The sequence below is a fragment of the Flavobacterium sp. genome, assembly GCF_027484205.1.
Taxonomy (GTDB): Bacteria; Bacteroidota; Bacteroidia; order Flavobacteriales; family Flavobacteriaceae; genus Flavobacterium.
Genome location: NZ_JAIXUB010000015.1, coordinates 369,029 through 388,596, shown reverse-complemented (window position 1 = coordinate 388,596; position 19,568 = coordinate 369,029). Strand labels below are relative to the sequence as shown.

At 30.5% G+C, this 19,568-nt stretch carries 22 protein-coding genes and 1 pseudogene; 13 read left to right on the top strand and 10 right to left on the bottom strand.

The features are described 5' to 3' along the window. Positions 1-194: 194 nt before the first annotated feature. Positions 195-488, bottom strand: coding sequence for an HU family DNA-binding protein (locus tag Q0049_RS07890; RefSeq protein ID WP_035127849.1), 294 nt, complete (start codon positions 486-488; stop codon positions 195-197). A gap of 133 nt (positions 489-621) precedes the next feature. Between Q0049_RS07890 and mutY the strand changes: the two genes are divergently transcribed. From mutY to Q0049_RS07840, 10 genes and pseudogenes are all read left to right on the top strand, one after another. Next, positions 622-1,659, top strand: coding sequence for an A/G-specific adenine glycosylase (mutY, locus tag Q0049_RS07885; protein ID WP_298118359.1), 1,038 nt, complete (start codon positions 622-624; stop codon positions 1,657-1,659). A gap of 33 nt (positions 1,660-1,692) precedes the next feature. After that, entirely contained in the window at positions 1,693-2,127 is a 435-nt protein-coding gene (locus tag Q0049_RS07880) for a single-stranded DNA-binding protein (protein ID WP_298118357.1), read from the top strand. Between the two features lie 25 nt (positions 2,128-2,152). After that, entirely contained in the window at positions 2,153-3,451 is a 1,299-nt protein-coding gene (locus Q0049_RS07875) for a gliding motility-associated protein GldE (RefSeq protein ID WP_298118355.1), read from the top strand. Next, positions 3,441-4,013 (top strand): gliding motility lipoprotein GldD, encoded by a 573-nt coding sequence (gene gldD, locus Q0049_RS07870; RefSeq protein WP_298118352.1) that lies wholly within the window; start codon positions 3,441-3,443, stop codon positions 4,011-4,013. The genes Q0049_RS07875 and gldD overlap by 11 nt, the downstream gene beginning before the upstream one ends. A 17-nt stretch (positions 4,014-4,030) precedes the next feature. After that, the gene (locus tag Q0049_RS07865) at positions 4,031-4,663 is read left to right on the top strand and encodes a response regulator transcription factor (RefSeq protein WP_298118350.1); all 633 of its coding nucleotides are present in this window, start codon (positions 4,031-4,033) and stop codon (positions 4,661-4,663) included. Between the two features lie 332 nt (positions 4,664-4,995). Further along, on the top strand, positions 4,996-6,123 hold the full coding sequence (locus Q0049_RS07860; RefSeq protein WP_298118347.1) for a hypothetical protein: 1,128 nt from the start codon (positions 4,996-4,998) through the stop codon (positions 6,121-6,123). Positions 6,124-6,202: 79 nt separating this feature from the next. Beyond that, the gene (locus Q0049_RS07855) at positions 6,203-6,817 is read left to right on the top strand and encodes a hypothetical protein (RefSeq protein WP_298118344.1); all 615 of its coding nucleotides are present in this window, start codon (positions 6,203-6,205) and stop codon (positions 6,815-6,817) included. A gap of 5 nt (positions 6,818-6,822) precedes the next feature. After that, complete coding sequence (locus Q0049_RS07850) at positions 6,823-7,473, top strand: hypothetical protein (protein ID WP_298118342.1); 651 nt, start codon at positions 6,823-6,825, stop codon at positions 7,471-7,473. Continuing rightward, entirely contained in the window at positions 7,455-8,198 is a 744-nt protein-coding gene (locus Q0049_RS07845; protein ID WP_298118340.1) for an ATP-binding protein, read from the top strand. Before Q0049_RS07850 ends, Q0049_RS07845 begins: the two co-directional genes overlap by 19 nt. Positions 8,199-8,201: 3 nt before the next feature. After that, positions 8,202-8,346: pseudogene (locus tag Q0049_RS07840) on the top strand (gliding motility lipoprotein GldD); the annotation flags it as partial. Positions 8,347-8,401: 55 nt separating this feature from the next. On the opposite strand, the gene Q0049_RS07835 reads toward Q0049_RS07840, so the two are convergent. Further along, positions 8,402-8,782 (bottom strand): heavy-metal-associated domain-containing protein, encoded by a 381-nt coding sequence (locus Q0049_RS07835; RefSeq protein WP_298118338.1) that lies wholly within the window; start codon positions 8,780-8,782, stop codon positions 8,402-8,404. 111 nt (positions 8,783-8,893) lie between these two features. Here Q0049_RS07835 and Q0049_RS07830 point away from each other — a divergent pair, with 111 nt between their 5' ends. Beyond that, the gene (locus tag Q0049_RS07830) at positions 8,894-9,760 is read left to right on the top strand and encodes a DMT family transporter (protein WP_298118336.1); all 867 of its coding nucleotides are present in this window, start codon (positions 8,894-8,896) and stop codon (positions 9,758-9,760) included. A gap of 74 nt (positions 9,761-9,834) precedes the next feature. Here Q0049_RS07830 and Q0049_RS07825 read toward each other — a convergent pair whose 3' ends face one another. After that, complete coding sequence (locus Q0049_RS07825) at positions 9,835-11,886, bottom strand: pitrilysin family protein (protein ID WP_298118334.1); 2,052 nt, start codon at positions 11,884-11,886, stop codon at positions 9,835-9,837. Between the two features lie 9 nt (positions 11,887-11,895). Next, positions 11,896-13,224, bottom strand: coding sequence for a pitrilysin family protein (locus Q0049_RS07820; RefSeq protein ID WP_298118332.1), 1,329 nt, complete (start codon positions 13,222-13,224; stop codon positions 11,896-11,898). A 224-nt stretch (positions 13,225-13,448) separates the two neighbouring features. Here Q0049_RS07820 and rplU point away from each other — a divergent pair, with 224 nt between their 5' ends. After that, the gene (gene rplU, locus Q0049_RS07815; protein WP_298118331.1) at positions 13,449-14,141 is read left to right on the top strand and encodes a 50S ribosomal protein L21; all 693 of its coding nucleotides are present in this window, start codon (positions 13,449-13,451) and stop codon (positions 14,139-14,141) included. A 31-nt stretch (positions 14,142-14,172) separates the two neighbouring features. Continuing rightward, complete coding sequence (gene rpmA / locus Q0049_RS07810) at positions 14,173-14,433, top strand: 50S ribosomal protein L27 (protein ID WP_298118330.1); 261 nt, start codon at positions 14,173-14,175, stop codon at positions 14,431-14,433. Positions 14,434-14,559: 126 nt separating this feature from the next. Here the strand turns inward: rpmA and accC are convergent, their stop codons facing one another. The 6 genes from accC to pdxA all read right to left on the bottom strand — a co-directional run bounded on the left by accC (position 14,560) and on the right by pdxA (position 19,540). Beyond that, entirely contained in the window at positions 14,560-15,906 is a 1,347-nt protein-coding gene (gene accC / locus Q0049_RS07805; protein WP_298118329.1) for an acetyl-CoA carboxylase biotin carboxylase subunit, read from the bottom strand. A gap of 97 nt (positions 15,907-16,003) precedes the next feature. Further along, positions 16,004-16,483 (bottom strand): acetyl-CoA carboxylase biotin carboxyl carrier protein, encoded by a 480-nt coding sequence (gene accB / locus Q0049_RS07800; RefSeq protein WP_298118327.1) that lies wholly within the window; start codon positions 16,481-16,483, stop codon positions 16,004-16,006. A 26-nt stretch (positions 16,484-16,509) separates the two neighbouring features. After that, complete coding sequence (locus Q0049_RS07795) at positions 16,510-17,508, bottom strand: beta-ketoacyl-ACP synthase III (RefSeq protein WP_298118325.1); 999 nt, start codon at positions 17,506-17,508, stop codon at positions 16,510-16,512. A gap of 142 nt (positions 17,509-17,650) precedes the next feature. Continuing rightward, on the bottom strand, positions 17,651-17,845 hold the full coding sequence (rpmF, locus tag Q0049_RS07790) for a 50S ribosomal protein L32 (RefSeq protein ID WP_298118323.1): 195 nt from the start codon (positions 17,843-17,845) through the stop codon (positions 17,651-17,653). A gap of 9 nt (positions 17,846-17,854) precedes the next feature. Then, on the bottom strand, positions 17,855-18,397 hold the full coding sequence (locus Q0049_RS07785) for a DUF177 domain-containing protein (RefSeq protein ID WP_298118793.1): 543 nt from the start codon (positions 18,395-18,397) through the stop codon (positions 17,855-17,857). A 78-nt stretch (positions 18,398-18,475) separates the two neighbouring features. Beyond that, a complete protein-coding gene (gene pdxA, locus Q0049_RS07780; RefSeq protein ID WP_298118320.1) occupies positions 18,476-19,540 on the bottom strand; it encodes a 4-hydroxythreonine-4-phosphate dehydrogenase PdxA in 1,065 nt (354 codons plus the stop codon). Between the last annotated feature and the right edge of the window lie 28 nt (positions 19,541-19,568).

The following is a 19,568-nucleotide window of genomic DNA, read 5'->3' as shown; positions in this document are numbered from 1 at the left end:
GTGACTGAATACTGATTACTAAATTTCGTTTTCAATGAACGTTTAAAAAGAAAAAAGTAGTTTAAAACTACTTTTTCTTTTTGTGACGGTTAGCTCTCGCTCTTTTTTTACGTTTGTGCGTCGCTACCTTATGTCTCTTTCTTTTTTTACCGCTTGGCATAGGTTGATTTTTTGTGATTAATAAATAAGTTTTTTTAAACTGCTACTTCAGTTTTAGTTTTTACTCCTTCTACAAATACTTTTGCAGGTTTGAATGCTGGAATATTGTGAGCAGGAATTTTAATTGTAGTATTTTTTGAAATGTTTCTACCTGTTTTTTCGGCTCTAGTTTTAATAATAAAACTACCGAAACCTCTTAAATAAACGTTATCTCCATTTTCTAAAGAAGTTTTTACCTCTTCCATTAATGCTTCAACCGTTGATTGAACATCACCTTTTTCTAGACCTAATTTTTCTGAAATTTTCGCTACGATGTCTGCTTTCGTCATTTTCTTTCGTATTTAATAATTATGTGTATTTTTTTGAGAGTGCAAATATAGGAATTAAAAAAACAATATTTCAAGGATAATTGATTAAAATTTAATCACATAAAGTTATACTTTTGTTAATCTTAACTTATTTATGGAATTTTCTAACTCATTATTGCATTGGTATTTACAAAACAAACGTGATTTACCGTGGCGAAATACCAAACATCCTTACCCTATTTGGCTCTCAGAAATCATGCTTCAGCAAACGAGAGTAGTGCAAGGATTGCCCTATTTTTTGTCATTTATGGACGCTTTTCCTACTGTTTTTGATTTGGCGAAAGCCGATGAAGAGCAAGTTTTAAAACTTTGGCAAGGATTAGGCTATTATTCTCGTGCAAGAAATATGCACAAAACGGCACAAATTATAGCTTTTGAACTCAACGGAAATTTTCCTAATAATTATAATGACCTATTAAAACTTAAAGGAATTGGTGAATATACTGCGGCTGCCATTGCTTCTTTTGCCTTCAATGAAGTTGTTCCCGTAGTTGACGGAAATGTTTACAGAGTATTATCAAGATATTTTGATGTTGAAACTGATATTGCCTCGAGTTCTGCAAGGAAAGAGTTTACTGCTTTAGCAAATGAGTTGATTCCGAAAGATAACCCAGCGTTATTCAATCAGGCAATCATGGAATTTGGTGCTTTGCAATGTGTACCTAAAAATCCGAATTGCGAAATATGCATCTTTAATAGTAGTTGTGCTGCTTTGCAAAAGAAAAAAGTTGCCGAACTTCCAGTAAAATTTAAGAAAACCAAAGTCAGTAATAAATATTTCAATTATTTGGTTTTTTTAGATGATTCCAAAACCACTATTATTAATAAGAGAAGTGAAAAAGGAATTTGGCAGAACTTGTATGAATTTCCAATAATAGAAACTGAAAATGAAATGGATTTTGATGCTTTGTCTTCATTAGTTCATCAAAATTATTCACATTTAGAAATAGAACGCATCTTGATTTATAATGATAATCAGATTATTCACAAATTATCGCATCAAAAACTACATATTAATTTTTATAAAGTTGAAGTTTCAAAGAAATTAAACAACGGAATAGACTTGGAATCCTTAAGAAATTATCCTTTTCCGATAGTAATTTATAATTTTATTGAGAAATATTCTATTTAATTTGTAATTTTGAAATTCTCAAATTATTGAATTATGAACGGAACATTGAATAAAGTTATGCTGATTGGTCATTTAGGTGACGATATTAAGATGCATTATTTTGAAGGAGGAAACTGCATTGGACGTTTTCCATTAGCGACTAATGAAGTTTATATCAATAAATCTACCAACGAAAAAATCACTTCAACTGAATGGCACAATCTTGTGGTTAGAAATAAAGCTGCTGAAATTTGTGAAAAATACCTTACGAAAGGTGATAAAATATATGTTGAAGGCAGAATTAAATCGCGCCAATGGCAAGCTGAAGATGGTTCTACAAAATACACCACAGAAATTCAAGTTACAGAATTTACCTTTTTAAATGTGAAAAAAGATACTGAAGGCAACAAACAAATGTCAGGTTCTGAATCTAAAAACAATAACTTTGACACACCTAATTCAGCTATCGAAAACGATTTGCCTTATTAATTATGTTTAACTAATTTAATTTAATTTGGACCTAGAGCCCAGTTTTACATTATTTTCTACCGTTGACACCAACATGCTTTTTGGCATCATTGGAATTATAATTTTGCTTTTTTGTTGTTCAATGGTTGCAGCATCTGAAGTAGCTCTTTTTTCGCTTACACCTAAAGATATTTCCGATTTAGAACAAAAAAATGCTTCAAAAGCTATTGTTGTCAATCAAATGCTTTCGAAACCTAAAAAACTTTTAGCGACTATTTTAGTTGCTAATAATTTTCTTCATATCTCTATTGTAATTTTATTTTCCTTTTCATTAGATGAAGTTTTTTCAACCATCGCCTCACCACTCTTGAAATTTATTGTTGAAGTAGTTTTAGTAACGTTTCTAATTTTACTTTTTGGAGAAGTTTTACCTAAAGTTTATGCCAGTAGAAATAATATAAAATTTGCTTCGTTTATAGCCTATCCACTTTCGGTTTTAGATAAATTGCTTTCGCCAATCAGTCTACCAATGAGAGCTTTTACTAATTTTATTCAAGAGAAATTGGGCAAACAAAAAACCAACTTTTCGGTTGATCAACTTTCGCAAGCTCTGGAATTAACCTCAACTGAAGACACTTCGCAAGAAGAACAAAAACTATTGGAAGGTATCGTTTCCTTTGGAAATACGGACACGAAACAAGTTATGAGTCCAAGAATCGATTTATTTGCTTTAGACATTGAAGAAACTTTTGCTGAAATATTTCCAAAGATTGTAGAAAAAGGATATTCGCGAATTCCAGTCTACAGAGACAATATTGACCACATAGAAGGCGTTTTGTTTATTAAGGATTTGATTCCGCACATTAATAAGAAAGAATTTGATTGGAAAACATTACTCCGTGAACCCTTTTTTGTTCCTGAAAACAAGAAACTTGACGATTTATTGAAAGATTTTCAAGGCATGAAAAGTCATTTGGCCATTGTAGTTGATGAATATGGCGGAACGTCAGGAATTGTATCTTTAGAGGATGTTATTGAGGAAATTGTAGGTGATATTAGTGATGAATTTGATGATGAGAACATTAATTTTTCTCAAATTGATGATAGAAATTACTTATTTGAAGGTAAAATTAACCTAAAAGATTTCTACAGAATTATTGATGTTGACGAGGATTTATTTGAAATAAGAAAAGGAGAAGCCGAAACCTTAGCTGGATTTATTTTAGAAATATTAGGAAATTTTCCAAAAAAAGGACAAAAAATACAATTTGAAAACTGCCTATTTACCATAGAAGTAGTTGACAAAAAACGAGTTAAACAAATAAAAGTTACCATTGATGCGTAAACCATTTCATTATATAGTAGGATTGACTTTAGTTTTTAGTACATTAATTTTTACAAGTTGCAAGGACGATGTACTGCCAAAACCTTCTAGCCAATTGCGATTAGATTATCCCATAGCAGAATATGCTACTTTTGAAAATCATTGTCCTTTTTCATTCGATATTAATTCGGAAGCCGTGATTAAAGAAAAAACCGATTGTGGTTTTACGATAACTTATCCGAAGATGAAAGCAACAATTTATTTGACTTATAAATCTGTAAATGGCAATATTGATAAATTGCTTCGTGATGCTCAAAAACTAACTTACGAACACGTTATTAAAGCTGACGACATCTTGGAACAACCCTACATAAATGCAGATAAGAAAGTATATGGAATGTTTTATCGTGTTGGTGGAAATGCTGCTACTAATTCGCAATTTTATGTAACCGATAGCACTAAACATTTCTTGACTGGTTCCGTTTATTTTTATGCAAAACCCAATTACGATTCCATAATGCCAGCTGCAGATTACATTAAAAATGATATGCAAAATTTGATGGAATCGTTAAAGTGGAAGTAAAAAATATTGAATGAGTTATGGAAAGAAAATATAAAATTTGTGTTGTCGAAGACAATAAAGATTTCAGAGAAGCGATTGCTTCAATAATTTCTTTAACAAAATTCTATGACTTGTTAGGGTGTTTTGAAAACGCTGAGACTGCAATTCAATTTATATCAAATTCCCTTCCAGATGTAGTTTTGGTTGATATTAACTTACCTGGTAAAAATGGTATTGAATTAGTAGCATCCTTAAAACAAAAACACCCACAATTACATTTTTTAATGTGTACTTCCTATGATGATGATGAAAAAATTTTTGATAGCTTAAAAGTTGGTGCTAGTGGATATATCTTAAAATCTGATGGGCCAATTAAAATTATTGAGGCGATAACCGAACTTTTTGAAGGAGGAAGTCCAATGACAAGCAGTATTGCTCGAAAAGTTGTCAGTAGTTTTTCTTCAATTAATACTTCCAATAATACCACTCAATCATTAACAAATAGAGAAGTTGAAATACTATCATTACTCTCAAAAGGATTATTAAATAAAGAAGTTGCCGACCAATTATTCATAAGTACAGGAACGGTTAAAAAGCACATTCAAAACATTTATGAAAAGCTTCATGTAAATACAAGAATAGAAGCTGTAAACAAATATTTAAAACGATAAATAATAATTTTCTTTTTACACATAATACGCCATAAGGCGTATTTTTTTTTGCTCACTTTTTTAAAAAAACAATGAATCTTTGATAAATAGGTGTTTAACAATCTATTTGATAATTAATTAATTACGTCAAAAATACTCCCATTTCGGTATTGTTTTGATTTTCATTATGAAACAATTTTACAAAGAATTTAAAATTGAAAATTATGAAAACAAAAAAAATCATGTACTACAAAAAAAAACCTCCCTAATACATAAGAACTAAAGAAATGTAAAAAATTAAAAAATAGGATTATCCTAAAAGTAAAAAGTAAAATCATTAAAAATATAATATTATGAATAATATAAAAGTTACACAAAAAGCTGTCATTAAAGATCCAAATTTGATGTTAATTAAAGAAAAAGTTGAGAACTTATGTAAGGCATCAATTTTACAATCTATTAGTGCGAAAAGAGATTCAAATCTTTACAAATATGACTTTAAAGATAGTAAAATTAACAAACAAGAATTTACTTCTCTTGGTACTGTTTTTGGAAAATATTATGATACTCTATCGGTTGAATCAAAAAAGAACTTTTACAAAAATGTTTATACAAAAAATTCATCAGATCAGAAACTAACACAATTTATCAGCCAATCTAAAATAGATTTAAAGAAAAATTTAAGTGTATTTGAGCAATTTAATTTCGCTTCAGATTTACAATTTGTAACAAATATTAATGCAAAATTGATTGAAAATACCTTTTCAAGTTTCGTTTCTACAGAATTTACAACTTTAGCAACTCCTGCACCAGCGCCAAAAAAAATAAAGGAAGTTCATTTTAAACTAGAAAGTATTAAATGTCTTGACGAAACTGATCCAGAATTTTTGGGTAGTGACAAAATCGCAATTGGTGGTGCTGCAACAGATGATAAAGGTGAAACATCTAAAATTAGTAAAAGAGATCTTGGCAGTAATTTTAATGATGGAACTAACGTGAATTTTAATCCTGACTTATTATTTAAAAGGTTTGTTTTAAACGACAATACATATCCTAAAAGCTTTGTTATAATTCCATTTCTTGCTGAAATAGATAATGGTGGTTTTTCAGACTTTTTAAATGAAGCCTATAAATCAATTAAAGATGCTGTAGCTATCTTATTAGGTGCGGCTGGTGCGGCAGCTGGTGCTTGGATTGGCGCTCAAATTGGTGGAACTGTTGGATCTGCAGTGGCGGGTCCGATTGGAACAATTATTGGCATTCTTGCAGGATTAATTTTAGGAGCACTTATTGGCTGGTTGGTTCAATCACTTATGGATGATATTTTTCAAATAACGGATGAACATTTTTCTGGAATAACGTTAGAAAATGCTAGTTCAAATTTTAATGGTAACGATACTTCACCTGTTTACAGAATGATTTTTAGCGACCATAATGCTAGATATCGTCTGAAATATTATTGGGAAATAGTAAGAGCATAAAAAGGTAAAAAGAGATGGTATTTATTTATCATCTCTTTTAATTAAATTTACCTAATTATTAATATCAAATATTCAAATTATGAAAACAAGATTTTTAATTTTCAGCAATCTACTGACGTTGTCGCTTTTATTCTTAATTTCATGTAGAAACCAATTCACGTCACAACAATCATTTGCGAACATTTGCGAATATGATAGTGAATCACTTTTAGATATAGAAACAGCAAAAGGTTTGGTAAATAATTATAAACAATCTCTAGAATCTATCGAAAGAATTAATAATACTAGTTTATCACCATTAAATTATTGGGAAAAAGATGCCAGAAGTTCTTGGTTTAGTTACAATGACCTAACAAAATTTTTATGTGCAATGAAAAGAGATATTGGCGATGGTGTTCCACAAGAAAATCTTGGAGTTAGAATATATTATGGAAGATATCCTGACAACTCAAATTTTAGAGGTCAATTAGAAAATGTCGATCAACAATATGGACATAAGCATTGTGTTTTCTTTGTGCCAACTGTAGATGTAAAATTTAAAAACGGTACTTTTCACAAAGATTTTGTAAAAAGTGTTGGCAAAAAAAGCACCATTTTTTCTTCTAAAAATCATGGTAATTTAGTTCCTCCTGATGGATATACTGGAAGTGCTATTTATAATGATAATGGCGAAATAATTAATTCTCTCAATTAAAATTAATGAGTACTATAAGCTCATTAAGAACTGTTTTAAATATAATTGAAGCTTTAACTTTTATAATAGCTTTATATTGTTACAAAGGAAATAAATCTCATAGAAAGTTTATTTTTTACTTTGCTTTCATTGTATTTTCAGAAATGATTGGAAAAATCTTTGACATATACCGGTATTTGGAATTGACAAAGTATTGGTACAATTTTATAGTAATTCCTACAGAATTCTTTTTTTGGTATTTTTTTCTTCTGACAAATTTTAAAAAGAAAAAAGAAAAGTTGATTGTTAAAATTGGAATTCTATTGTTAACATGTTCATTTATAATCGAATGGATGTTTTTTTATGATGCAAAAGCAGTTTTCGTTTCATTATCATACACTTTTGGTAATTTAGTATTACTATTGTTGATACTGATTTACTTTAAACAGTTAATTCATTCTAAAAGAATACTTAACTTTGATAAAGAATTAGAATTTTGGCTATGTAGCGGATTGTTACTTTTTTATCTAGGAACGTTTCCTGTTTTTGGTTTATACAACTACTTTTTAGATAATTATCCAAACGACCTTAAAATGTTTTATATTTTTATGCTGGTTTTAAACTGCCTTATGTATACATTATTTTCTATTGGAATGCTATGGACAAAACCGAAATAAATATTTTTTTAACAATTACATTCTTTATCATCTTAACAATGATGATTGGATTATTTTATTTTATTTTTCAATTTAGAAAAAGAAAAATTCAAGAAGAGCTCGAAAAACTAAAAACTATTCATCTTGAACGCGAAAGAATTATAAAAGATCTTCATGACGAATTAGGTGGTAGCATAAATAGTATTCAAATAATTAGCTGCTTAATAATAAATAACAACTTAGATTCTCAAAAAACAGCAGAAAGTGTTTTAAAAATATCCGAAATTTCTAAATCTGTTTCACAACAAATAAATATGGTAATTTGGAGTTTGGATACACAAAAAGACACCTTAATCAATCTTATAGAATACATAAAACAATATTGTACACAGTTTTTTGAACCTACAAATATTGAATTGATTATTAATAATGATTATGATAATAAAATTATTTCTGTTGGTGGTTTTTACAGGAAAAACATATTTTTAACGGTTAAGGAAATTGTCAATAATTGCGTAAAGCATTCTAAAGCTTCAAGTGTAAATTTAAGCATAACAACAAAAAATAATGAACTTATAATATCGATTCGAGATAACGGAATAGGCATTCAAAATCACAACCCTTTTGGAAATGGCTTAACTAACATTAAAAAAAGAATTAAGTATATAAATGGAGAATTGTACTTTGAAAATGAAAAAGGAACTCATATTTGGTTTAAAGTACAAACATTTAATTTTAATAATTAATAATTTTACTTAACCGAGATAGCACTAAACATTTCTTGACAGGTTCCGTTTATTTTTATGCCAAACCAAATTACGATTCGATAATGCCAGCTGCAGATTACATCAAAATGATATGCAAAATTTAATGGAATCGTTAAAGTGGAAATAAAATAAGAAAGGATTTGCAATTACGAATCCTTTCCATTATTATATTGAATTAATAATTAAGCTTTATTTCCAAGTTTTACATCAGAAACTTTGTAGGTTTTTCCGTCAGCACAAGATTCTGCTGCTTTTACTAAATCGTCTGATTTTAATTTGTCTAAATCAAAATTTACTATTGCTGTTTTTGTTTCAAAATCTACTTTTGCTTTTTGAACACCTTCCATTTCAGCTAATTTTTCTTCAATGGTTTTAGCACAACCAACTGCACACGTCATTCCTTCAATGTGAAATGTTGCCGTTTCAGGTTTTGTTGCTGCTGCAATTTCTTTTTTGGCAGTAGCTTCTTCTTTAACTTCTGTTGGTTTACTATCTGAATTTTTGCATCCCACAAAAAGTACTGATGCCAATGCTAAACCAAAGATTGCTTTTGAAATTCTCATTGTATTTATGTTTTTTAAATTTTTTGATTCTTATTAGTTTTACAAAATTACAACTTTTTTTATGCTACAATTCATAAAATTATGTCAATTTTGTGGTGCTAAAAAAATGCTATGCAAACAAATACATTAAAATGGTTTTTTCTAACCGTTCTTGCCTTGATTTGGGGAAGTTCATTTATCTTAATTAAGAAAGGATTGGTTGGATTATCTCCGATGCAATTAGGTTCATTGCGAATAATTTTCTCTGCTTTATTTCTAATCATAATTGGATTTAAAAGTATCACAGAAATCAAGCAACATCAATGGAAGTATATTGCGTTAACTTCTTTGTTTGGCACTTTTATTCCGGCATTTCTTTTTGCAATTGCTCAAACACAAATTAGCAGTTCGGTAAGTTCTATTTTAAATTCACTTACACCTTTAAACACGTTAATTATTGGCGGATTAGCCTTCGGTATAAGCTTCAAACGCACTCAGGTTTTTGGCGTAATCATTGGTTTAGTTGGAACACTTTTACTAATCGTAAATGGTGCAATAAATCATCCCAATCAGAATTATTGGTACACAATTTTGGTTCTTGTGGCTTCTATTTGTTATGCAACAAATGTGAATTTACTAAAGAAACATTTATCTGATGTTAAACCTTTAAGTATTTCTACTGGAAACTTTTTAGTAATGTTGGTTCCTGCTTTGATTGTACTATTCTCAACCGATTTTTTAACCGTTGTAGAAAACGCAGAAGTTCAAAACTCGATGCTTTACATCATCATTCTTGGCGTTGTTGGAACAGGAATTGCGAATATTATTTTCTTTAAATTGATTCAAATGTCATCACCTGTTTTTGCTACTTCAGTAACCTATTTAATTCCTGTTGTAGCATTCTTTTGGGGATTATTAGACAATGAAATGCTTACGCCAATTCAATTTATTGGAGCATTTATTATTTTGATTGGAGTTTATTTGTCGAGTAAGAAATAGTGTTCAGTGTTAAAGATAAAAAAAACCGTTTCACGTTATGTGAAACGGTCTTTAACTTTATTATTTCTACCTAATTATTGAAAATCAGCATCAGAAACTCCTTCGTTGATTTTAATTTCGGTCATTTTTAAATCTAGTTCAAAACCTTGATTAACAATTAAATTAAAAGGAACTTTTACACCTTTAACTTCTTTGTAATCGTTATACATTGTTGATACCGTCATTTTTTGATCACCACGCTCTACAATTTTAGCATCAGCAACTTTCAATCCTGTCTTCACATCATAGTAAAGAGAAGTTTTTCCGTTTTTGATAACATAAGCTTCAACACCATTCATTTCTTCAATTCCATCAATAGTTACATCAGCTTTTTTAGCAAGAAGTAATTCTTCAAAAGTAGTTGCAGTAGCTTTTTTATCAGCATACTCTTCAGCAGACAACTCTTTTCTTTGACCTTGAGATGCAGTATAACCTGCTTTATCGCCAATTACTTGTTTAGATAATTCACCCATTCCTTCCATTTCCATTACAGAAGAAGTTCTTCCTTTTGCATCTCTTTTAGATGTTAATTTTAATGGTGCTGGAGCTTGAGGAATAGAACCTGAACCTGTAGCATAAATAGTTTTTACAGCTGCAACTGCTTTTTGCCCACCAATTGCATTGATATAATTATCCATAACTGTTTTAACCGTAACACCTGCAGGAGTTGGTTTTTTCATTTTTGGCTTCTCTGTTGGATTTCCAAATTTATCAAAATAGAACATTGGTATTTTCAATTTTTCTAAACCAGGAATAACTTCTGAACCTTTACCAGTAACAATAATTCTCAAATTATCTTCAAGGAAATATTTATTCATAACTCTCATTACATCATCAGCAGTAACTGCCTGAATATTTTTGATATAATTTTCATAGAAATCAACAGGTAAACCTTCTGTTTCGATGTTTAATGCAAAACGAGCAATAGTTTGTGGTTTTTCAACATTCATAACAAAACGTCCTACATAACCAGCTTTTACATTATTTAAAGTCTCATCAGATACTTTTTCAGTTCTAATTCTTTTAATTTCTTTCAAAAATTCAACAACGGCACTGTCAGTAACTGAATTTCTTACTTGAGAATTTGCTTTGAATTTACTTGACATATATTTACTAGAACCAACACTTGAACGAGCTCCATAAGTCCAACCATGAGCTTCACGTAAATTCATGTTTAAATAACTATTAAAATCACCACCAAGAACTTGATTAGCAACAATAACTGGAAAATAATCAGGATCTGACAACTTCAAATCTACGGTATTTACAAGTGCAATTTCAGACTGAACTGCATTTGGCATGTCCACAAAATTGATTTGTGTGTATTGTAAATTTTTAGGATTAGAATAAGTTAACTGTGGCGCTTTTGCTTTTACCCAAACTCCATATAACTTTTCTACTAACTTTTTAGTTTCTTTATAATTTACATCTCCAATAATAACTAGATAAGCTTTTTCAGGAACAAAATAAGAACCGTAATTTGCTTTTACATCAGCAAGTGATACATTATTGATTGTTTCTTCTGTCAAATATTCTCCTGATGGATGACTTTTACCATAAACAAGGACATTTTCAACTCTTGAAGCAACAGCAGGAACACTTTTTTCTTGAGTTTTTAATCCTTCAATAAGTTTTTCTTTCTCTTTATCAAATTCTTCTTGAGTAAAATTTGGATTTAAAGAACCTTCTGCCATTAATTCTAAAATTCTTTTTGAATATTTAGACAACCCACTTGCAAAAGCTCCTCCTGAATTAAAACTAATATCAGCTCCAAGAAAATCTACTTCTTCATTGAAAGCATCTTTAGAAATTTTCATTGAACCATTACCTATCAATGAACTTGTTAAATCAGCAACTCCTTTTTTATCTCCTTCAGCATAAGGTGCATTATCAATTGATAAATTATAGGAAACTCTTGGAAGTTTATGGTCTTCAACAACTAAAACTTTCAAGCCATTTGGAAGTATAAATGATACAGGCTTTTTTAAATTTATTTTTGGTGCTGGACCTGGTTTTGGCTGTGTTCTATCTTGTGCTTGCATAGTTATTGTTAAAAACAAGCTTACTATTAAAATTATTTTTCTCATGATTTCTTATTATTTGTTTTCAGCTTTGTCTTTTGCAGGAACATAATCCAAGATTAATCTTTGATTTGGATTCAAATATTTTTTTGCAATATCTCTAATTTCTTCACGAGTTATTGAACGGTAAATTTCAATTTCAGTGTTAATTAAATTGATATCGCCATACAACATATAATATGTAGCTAAATTTTCTGCAACTCCTTCAACGCTTGAATTATTGTTTACATAATTGTTATCATATTTGTTTTTCAATTTTTGTAAATCATTTTCTGAAATCAATTCTGTTTGAAGTTTTACAATTTCTTCGTCAGTTTCTTTGATAATATCAGCCGATGTAAAATCTCCTTGTGGTATTCCAATAATCATATATGAACTATAATCTTCTTGACTATAATTGAATGAACTTAATTGAAGTGCCATTTTCTTTTCATCAACAATTTTCTTGTACAATCTTGAACTTTTTCCATCACTCAATAATGTAGAAATCATATCTAAAACTCTAGCATCTCTTGTTTTCATTGATGGTGTTCTGTATGCTGCAACAACCATTGGTTTTTGAATATTTGGATCTTCGTAAGTCGCATTGATTTGTTGCGTTATTGGTTCTTCAACAAATGTTTGTTTTACAGGCTTTACACCAGCAGGAATTGGACCAAAATATTTCTCAATCCATTCTTTAGTTTTTGCAATATCTAATTGACCTGCAACAACTAAAACAGCATTTTTAGGGCAATAGAATTTTTTATTAAAAGCTTGAAACTCCTCTAAAGTAGCTGCGTCTAAATGTTCCATTGAACCAATTGTAGCCCAACGATAAGGATGAACTTTAAACAAATTCTTTTTAACTTGAGCAATCCAACTTCCATAAGGCTGATTGTCAACACGAAGACGTTTTTCTTCTTTAACTACTTCATTTTGAGTATCAACTCCAATTTGGTTAATTACAGGATGCATTAATCTTTCAGATTCCATCCATAAACCTAATTCCAAATTATTAGATGGAAAAACTTCAAAATAATACGTTCTATCGTCAGAAGTATTAGCGTTATTTGTTCCTCCATTTCCTGTCACAATTTTGAACCACTCACCCCTTTTGATGTTTTGAGTTCCTTCAAATAATAAATGTTCAAAAAAGTGAGCAAAACCTGTTCTTTCAGGATTTTCATCTTTTGAACCTACGTGATACATAACCGAAGTTATAACTACAGGAGCAGATGGATCATTGTGCAAAACGACATGCATTCCATTAGCTAAATCGTATTCCTCAAAAGCTACCTTTTGAGCATGAGCTGTTACTCCAAGCATAAGCATTGAACTTAAAGCGATTAAAGATTTTTTCATAAAAACTATTTATAAATTTAGTTGATAGCACAATTAGTATAGTAATTGCTATTTCTGTTACACAAAAATAGATTTTTTTATTACTACACATTAAAGTTTTATCTTTTAATTCTAAAAAAACATAACGAACTGATTTCTAAGTAAAACTTTTTTATAATTGAGTTGTATGAGAAGAATTTATTTGTATATTTGCAACCTTAAAAAAATTAACTAAACAATTTGTTATGTACGCAATCGTAGAGATAGCAGGGCAACAATTTAAAGTAAGCAAAGACTTAAAGGTTTATGTTCACCGTTTGGCTAGTGAAGAAGGTTCAAAAGTTTCTTTTGACAAAGTTCTTTTATTAGACGATAATGGAAATGTAACTTTAGGCGCCCCAGCTATAGAAGGTGCTTCTGTTGAAGCAAAAGTGTTACAACACTTAAAAGGTGATAAAGTAATTATTTTCAAAAAGAAAAGAAGAAAAGGTTACAAAAAAAGAAATGGTCACCGTCAAAGTTTTACACAAATCCTAATTGAAGGAATTGTTGCAACAGGTGCTAAAAAAGCAGCTCCAAAAGCAGAAAAAGTAGAAGCTCCAAAAGCTGAGAAAGCTCCAAAAGCAGAAAAACTTGTAGAAGCTGTTGAAGAAAAAGCTCCAAAAGCTCCAAAAGCAAAAAAAGGTGATGATTTAGTAATCATTGAAGGAATTGGTCCAAAAGCGGCTGAAGCATTAGTTGCTGCTGGAATTGATACATTTGCAAAATTAGCTACTGCTTCTGCTGAAGAAGTAAAAGCAATCTTAGATGCATCTACTTCAAAAGTACAACATTTAGATCCAACTACTTGGGCACAACAAGCTCAATTAGCTGCTGATGGCAAAATGGATGAATTAAAAAAATTACAAGATGAATTAAACGGTGGTAAAGCTGTTTAATTTTAGTATTAACTTATAAAACCAATACATCATGGCTCACAAGAAAGGTGTCGGTAGTTCGAAGAATGGTAGAGAATCACATTCAAAACGTTTAGGCGTTAAGATATATGGTGGTCAAGCTGCAATTGCTGGAAACATTATCGTAAGACAAAGAGGTTCAAAACACAATCCAGGTGAAAATGTTTACATGGGTAACGATCATACTTTACATGCTAAAGTTGATGGTATTGTGAAATTTCAGAAAAAAGCTGACGATAAGTCGTTTGTTTCTATTATTCCTTTTGAAGCATAATCTAAATTATTTTAGATAATAAAAAAAACCTGTTCAATGAACAGGTTTTTTTTATTCCGTAAATTCCAAAAAAAATAAAACCATCCGTAAAGAATGGTTTTATGTGAAATAATAAAATTTCAATTTTTATTCTATATCTTTCATTTTGAAGGATTCCATAAATGCAGTTGTATAATTTCCCGCAACATAATCTGGTTCATCCATCAATTGTCTATGAAAAGGAATAGTTGTTTTAATTCCTTCAATATAAAATTCATCTAAAGCACGCTTCATTTTATTGATAGCTTCTTCACGTGTTTGCGCTGTTGTAATCAACTTTGCAATCATAGAGTCATAATTTGGAGGAATTGTATATCCAGCATAAACGTGTGTATCTAAACGTACACCATGTCCGCCTGGAGCATGAAGAACTGTAATTTTTCCTGGCGAAGGGCGAAAATCATTATATGGATCTTCAGCGTTTATACGACATTCTATAGAGTGTAATTGAGGTAAATAATTTTTACCAGAAATCGGCACACCAGCAGCAACAAGAATTTGCTCACGAATCAAATCGTAATCGATAACTTGTTCAGTAATTGGGTGTTCTACTTGGATACGAGTATTCATTTCCATGAAGTAGAAATTTCTGTGTTTATCTACTAGAAACTCAACCGTACCAGCGCCTTCATATTTAATATATTCAGCCGCTTTTACAGCAGCTTCACCCATTTTATGACGTAATTCATCAGTCATGAATGGTGAAGGTGTTTCTTCGGTTAATTTTTGGTGACGTCTTTGAACAGAACAATCTCTTTCTGAAAGGTGACAAGCTTTTCCATAAGAATCTCCAACAACTTGAATTTCGATATGACGTGGCTCTTCAATAAGTTTTTCCATGTACATACCGTCATTTCCAAATGCTGCTGCTGCTTCTTGACGAGCACTTTCCCATGCTTTTAGCAAATCTTCCTCTTTCCAAATAGCACGCATTCCTTTACCTCCACCTCCAGCAGTTGCTTTCATCATTACTGGATATCCAATTTTTTTAGCAACTTCTACAGCGTCTTCATAAGAATCTAAAATCCCTTCTGAACCTGGAACGCATGGAACTCCTGCTTCAATCATAGTTGATTTTGCAGTAGCCTTATCACCCATTCTATCAATCATTTCTGGTGAAGCACCAATAAACTTGATTCCATGTTCTTGACAAATTTTTGAAAATTTAGCATTTTCAGACAAAAAACCATAACCTGGATGAATTGCATCAGCATTTGTAATCTCTGCTGCTGCAATAATATTTGACATTTTTAAGTAAGATAAATTACTTGGTGGTGGACCAATACAAACTGCTTCGTCTGCAAACTTCACATGTAAACTTTCGGCATCAGCTGTTGAGTAAACCGCTACTGTTTTAATGCCCATTTCTCTACAAGTTCTAATTACTCTTAGAGCAATTTCACCTCTGTTGGCAATTAATATTTTTTTAAACATCTTCTTTTAATTTAGATTATTAGACAATTGGATTGTTGGATTTTTGGATAATTAGAAATCTACACAGTACTAAAAACCTAAAAATCTGAAACCTAAATTAAGATGGGTCAACCAAGAATAAAGGTTGATCAAATTCAACTGGAGACATATCATCAACTAAAATTTTAACAATTTTACCTGAAATTTCTGCTTCAATTTCATTGAATAATTTCATTGCTTCAACAACACATAACACATCACCTTTTCCAATTGTTGCACCAACTTCTACAAACGGAGCTTTATCTGGAGCTGGCTTTCTATAAAATGTTCCAATCATTGGAGATTTTACTGTAATATATTTTGCATTATCGTCTGCTGGTGTTGCCGCTGGAGCAGCTGGAGCTTGAGAAACTGGAGCTTGAGCAATTTGCGGCACAGCTTGTTGCATCGGAGCTTGTTGAACATAAGTTATATCTGGAGTATTACCTTCTAAAGTAGTTCGTATAGTGATTTTAATATCACCAGTTTCTAACTTTACTTCAGCAACACCTGAATTTGATACAAATTTGATTAGGTTTTGAATTTCTTTTAAATCCATAATTATTTGTTTTTAGTTATAGTTTTTTATTGTTTGTTGTATGCCCATTTAAGGTAAATCGAACCCCATGTAAATCCGCCACCAAACGCAGCAAATATTAGGTTATCACCTTTTTTAAATTTATCTTCAAAATCACTCAATAATAATGGTAATGTTCCTGAAGTTGTATTACCATATTTGTGAATATTTACTAATACTTTTTCTTCTTCAAGTCCCATTCTAGAAGCAGTAGCATCAATAATTCTTTTGTTAGCCTGATGCGCAATTAACCAATTGATATCGTCTTTAGTTAAATTATTACGCTCCATTATTTTTTCACTCACATCTGCCATACCCGAAACCGCATATTTAAATACAGTTTTACCATCTTGAAAAACATAATGCTGACTATTTTCAACTGTTTCCTTTGAAGCAGGTAAAATAGAACCTCCTGCATCAATTTTTAAATATTCTCTACCAATTCCATCGGAACGTAAAAATTCATCTTGCAATCCCAGCCCTTCATTATTAGGCTCAAACAAAACTGCACCAGCACCATCACCAAAAATGATACATGTTGCTCTGTCTGTATAATCTATAATCGAAGACATTTTATCAGCTCCAATTAATAATACTTTTTTATATCTACCCGATTGAACATAAGCAGCAGCAGCTGACATTCCATAAAGAAAACTAGAACATGCCGCAGATAAATCATATGCAAAAGCATTTACTGCACCTATTTGTGTTGCAACATATACACCAGTTGTTGCAACTGGCATATCAGGAGTTGCTGTAGCCATGATTACTAAATCAATTTCTGCAGGATTTACATTCCCTCTTTTAATTAAATCTTGAGCGGCTTTTATTGCTAAATAAGAAGTTCCTTTACCAGATTCTTTTAATAATCTTCTCTCTTTTATCCCTGTTCTTGTTGTTATCCATTCATCATTAGTGTCAACCAAAGTTTCTAAAACCTGATTTGAAAGAACAAAATCTGGAACATAACCACCGACAGCGGTAATTGCGGCTGTAATTGTACTCATATTACTATTTTATAATCTCTTTAAAAAGTAAATTTTAAAAGAGGTGGAATTTACAAAAAATTATTTAGTTATAATTAAATTTTATAAAAAACAAAAAACTCTCACATTGTAGTGAGAGTTTAAGTGTATATTTAAAAATATATTAAGCAGCAGCTACTGATTTATCAATAACAACTTGACCTCTGTAATACATTTTTCCTTCATGCCAGTAAGCTCTGTGGTATAAATGCGCTTCGCCTGTTACAGGACAAGTTGCAATTGTTGCAGCAGTTGCTTTGTAATGAGTTCTTCTCTTATCTCTTCTTGTTTTCGAGATTTTTCTTTTAGGATGTGCCATTTTACTATATTATTTATCCGTTAATAGTTGTTTTAATTTGTCCCAACGTGGGTCAGTATTTTCTTCTTTTTTACTCTCTTCTTTTTGTTCTTTTATTGTTAGTTTAGATAATTTTTCTATTGCTTCAGATTGCAAAGTACCATCTTTTACACCAGGATGAACTCTTTTTAATGGAACAGATAAAACTATCATCTCATATATATATTGTGATATATCTATTTGATGCTCACCATGAGGCAAAATCAATAACTCTTCGTTATCATTATTAAACTCATCTCCAAAATTAACAACTAATTTTATTTTCCCTTTTATTGGAAGATTAAACATTTCGTTTGTTAAATCACAAGGCACATAAATTGTACCCTTGTGTTTGAAAGAAAGCTCTAACATGGTGCTTTTTTTCTCTAAAACTACATTTACATTGATATCACAATCTTCATATTCGTGATAATCAAAACTATCAAAGAACTTTTTATTAATTTGATACTCAAATTGATGTTTTCCTAACTTTAATCCTATAAATGGAATTAAAAATTCATTTGTAACTTTCATCATTTCATCAATTTGTCCAAAACCGAAGATTCGACTTTGGGAGTGCAAAGATATAAATTAATTATAAATTCAAAAGCGTTACGCACCTTTTTTTGTTTCTAATTGAATTTCTTTTATTTTTAGTGGGTTTTTTGAGAGTTCTAAATACTCATTTCGTGAATGATAAACATCAATTGCAAGATAAACTGCTTCTTTGAAAGAACTATTATCTGCTAATCCTTTTCCTGCAATTTCATATGCCGTTCCATGATCTGGAGAAGTTCTTATTTTATCTAAACCCGCAGTATAGTTTACACCACTACCAAATGAAAGTGTTTTAAAAGGTATTAAACCTTGATCATGGTAGGTTGCAATAACAGCATCAAATTTTTCATACTGGCCACTTCCAAAAAAACCATCAGCAGAATAAGGTCCAAATGCTAAAATTCCTTTGTCAAATAATTTTTTTATGGCTGGTTTCAAAATTTCATCATCTTCTTTACCTATTACACCATTATCTCCAGCATGTGGATTCAAAGCTAAAATAGCAATTTTAGGTTTTGTAATACTGAAATCTTGTTTCAGTGTCAAGTTAATGGTTTCAATTTTTTGGAAAATTAATTTTTCTGTCAAATGTTTTGCAACGTCATTAACAGGAACATGATCTGTCAACAACCCAACTCTTAGATTATCTTGAACCATTAACATTAATGCGTTTCCTGCCAATTCTTTATCCAAATAATCTGTATGTCCAGGAAACTTAAATTCTTCCGATTGAATATTGTATTTATTAATTGGAGCTGTCACCAAAACATCAACCAAACCTTCTTTAAGTGCTTTTGTTGCTGCAACAAATGATTTAATAGCGTATTTACCTACGTTTTCATCATTTTGACCAAAATTAATATCAACTCCTTCTCTCCAAACATTTAAAACATTAATTTTACCTTTAACTAATTGTTCTATTTTATCAATTCCATGAAGAGCTACATCAGAATTCAAATTTCGTTTTATGAAAGAAAGAATTTTTACATTAGCAAAAATTACAGGCGTGCACAGTTCTAACATTCGAGTATCTTCAAATGTTTTTAATATTACTTCGCTTCCAATACCGTTTAAATCTCCAATTGAAATTCCAACAATTATATTTTCTGCTTTTTTCATAGTGACTCTTCTTATTTATTGCTATTTT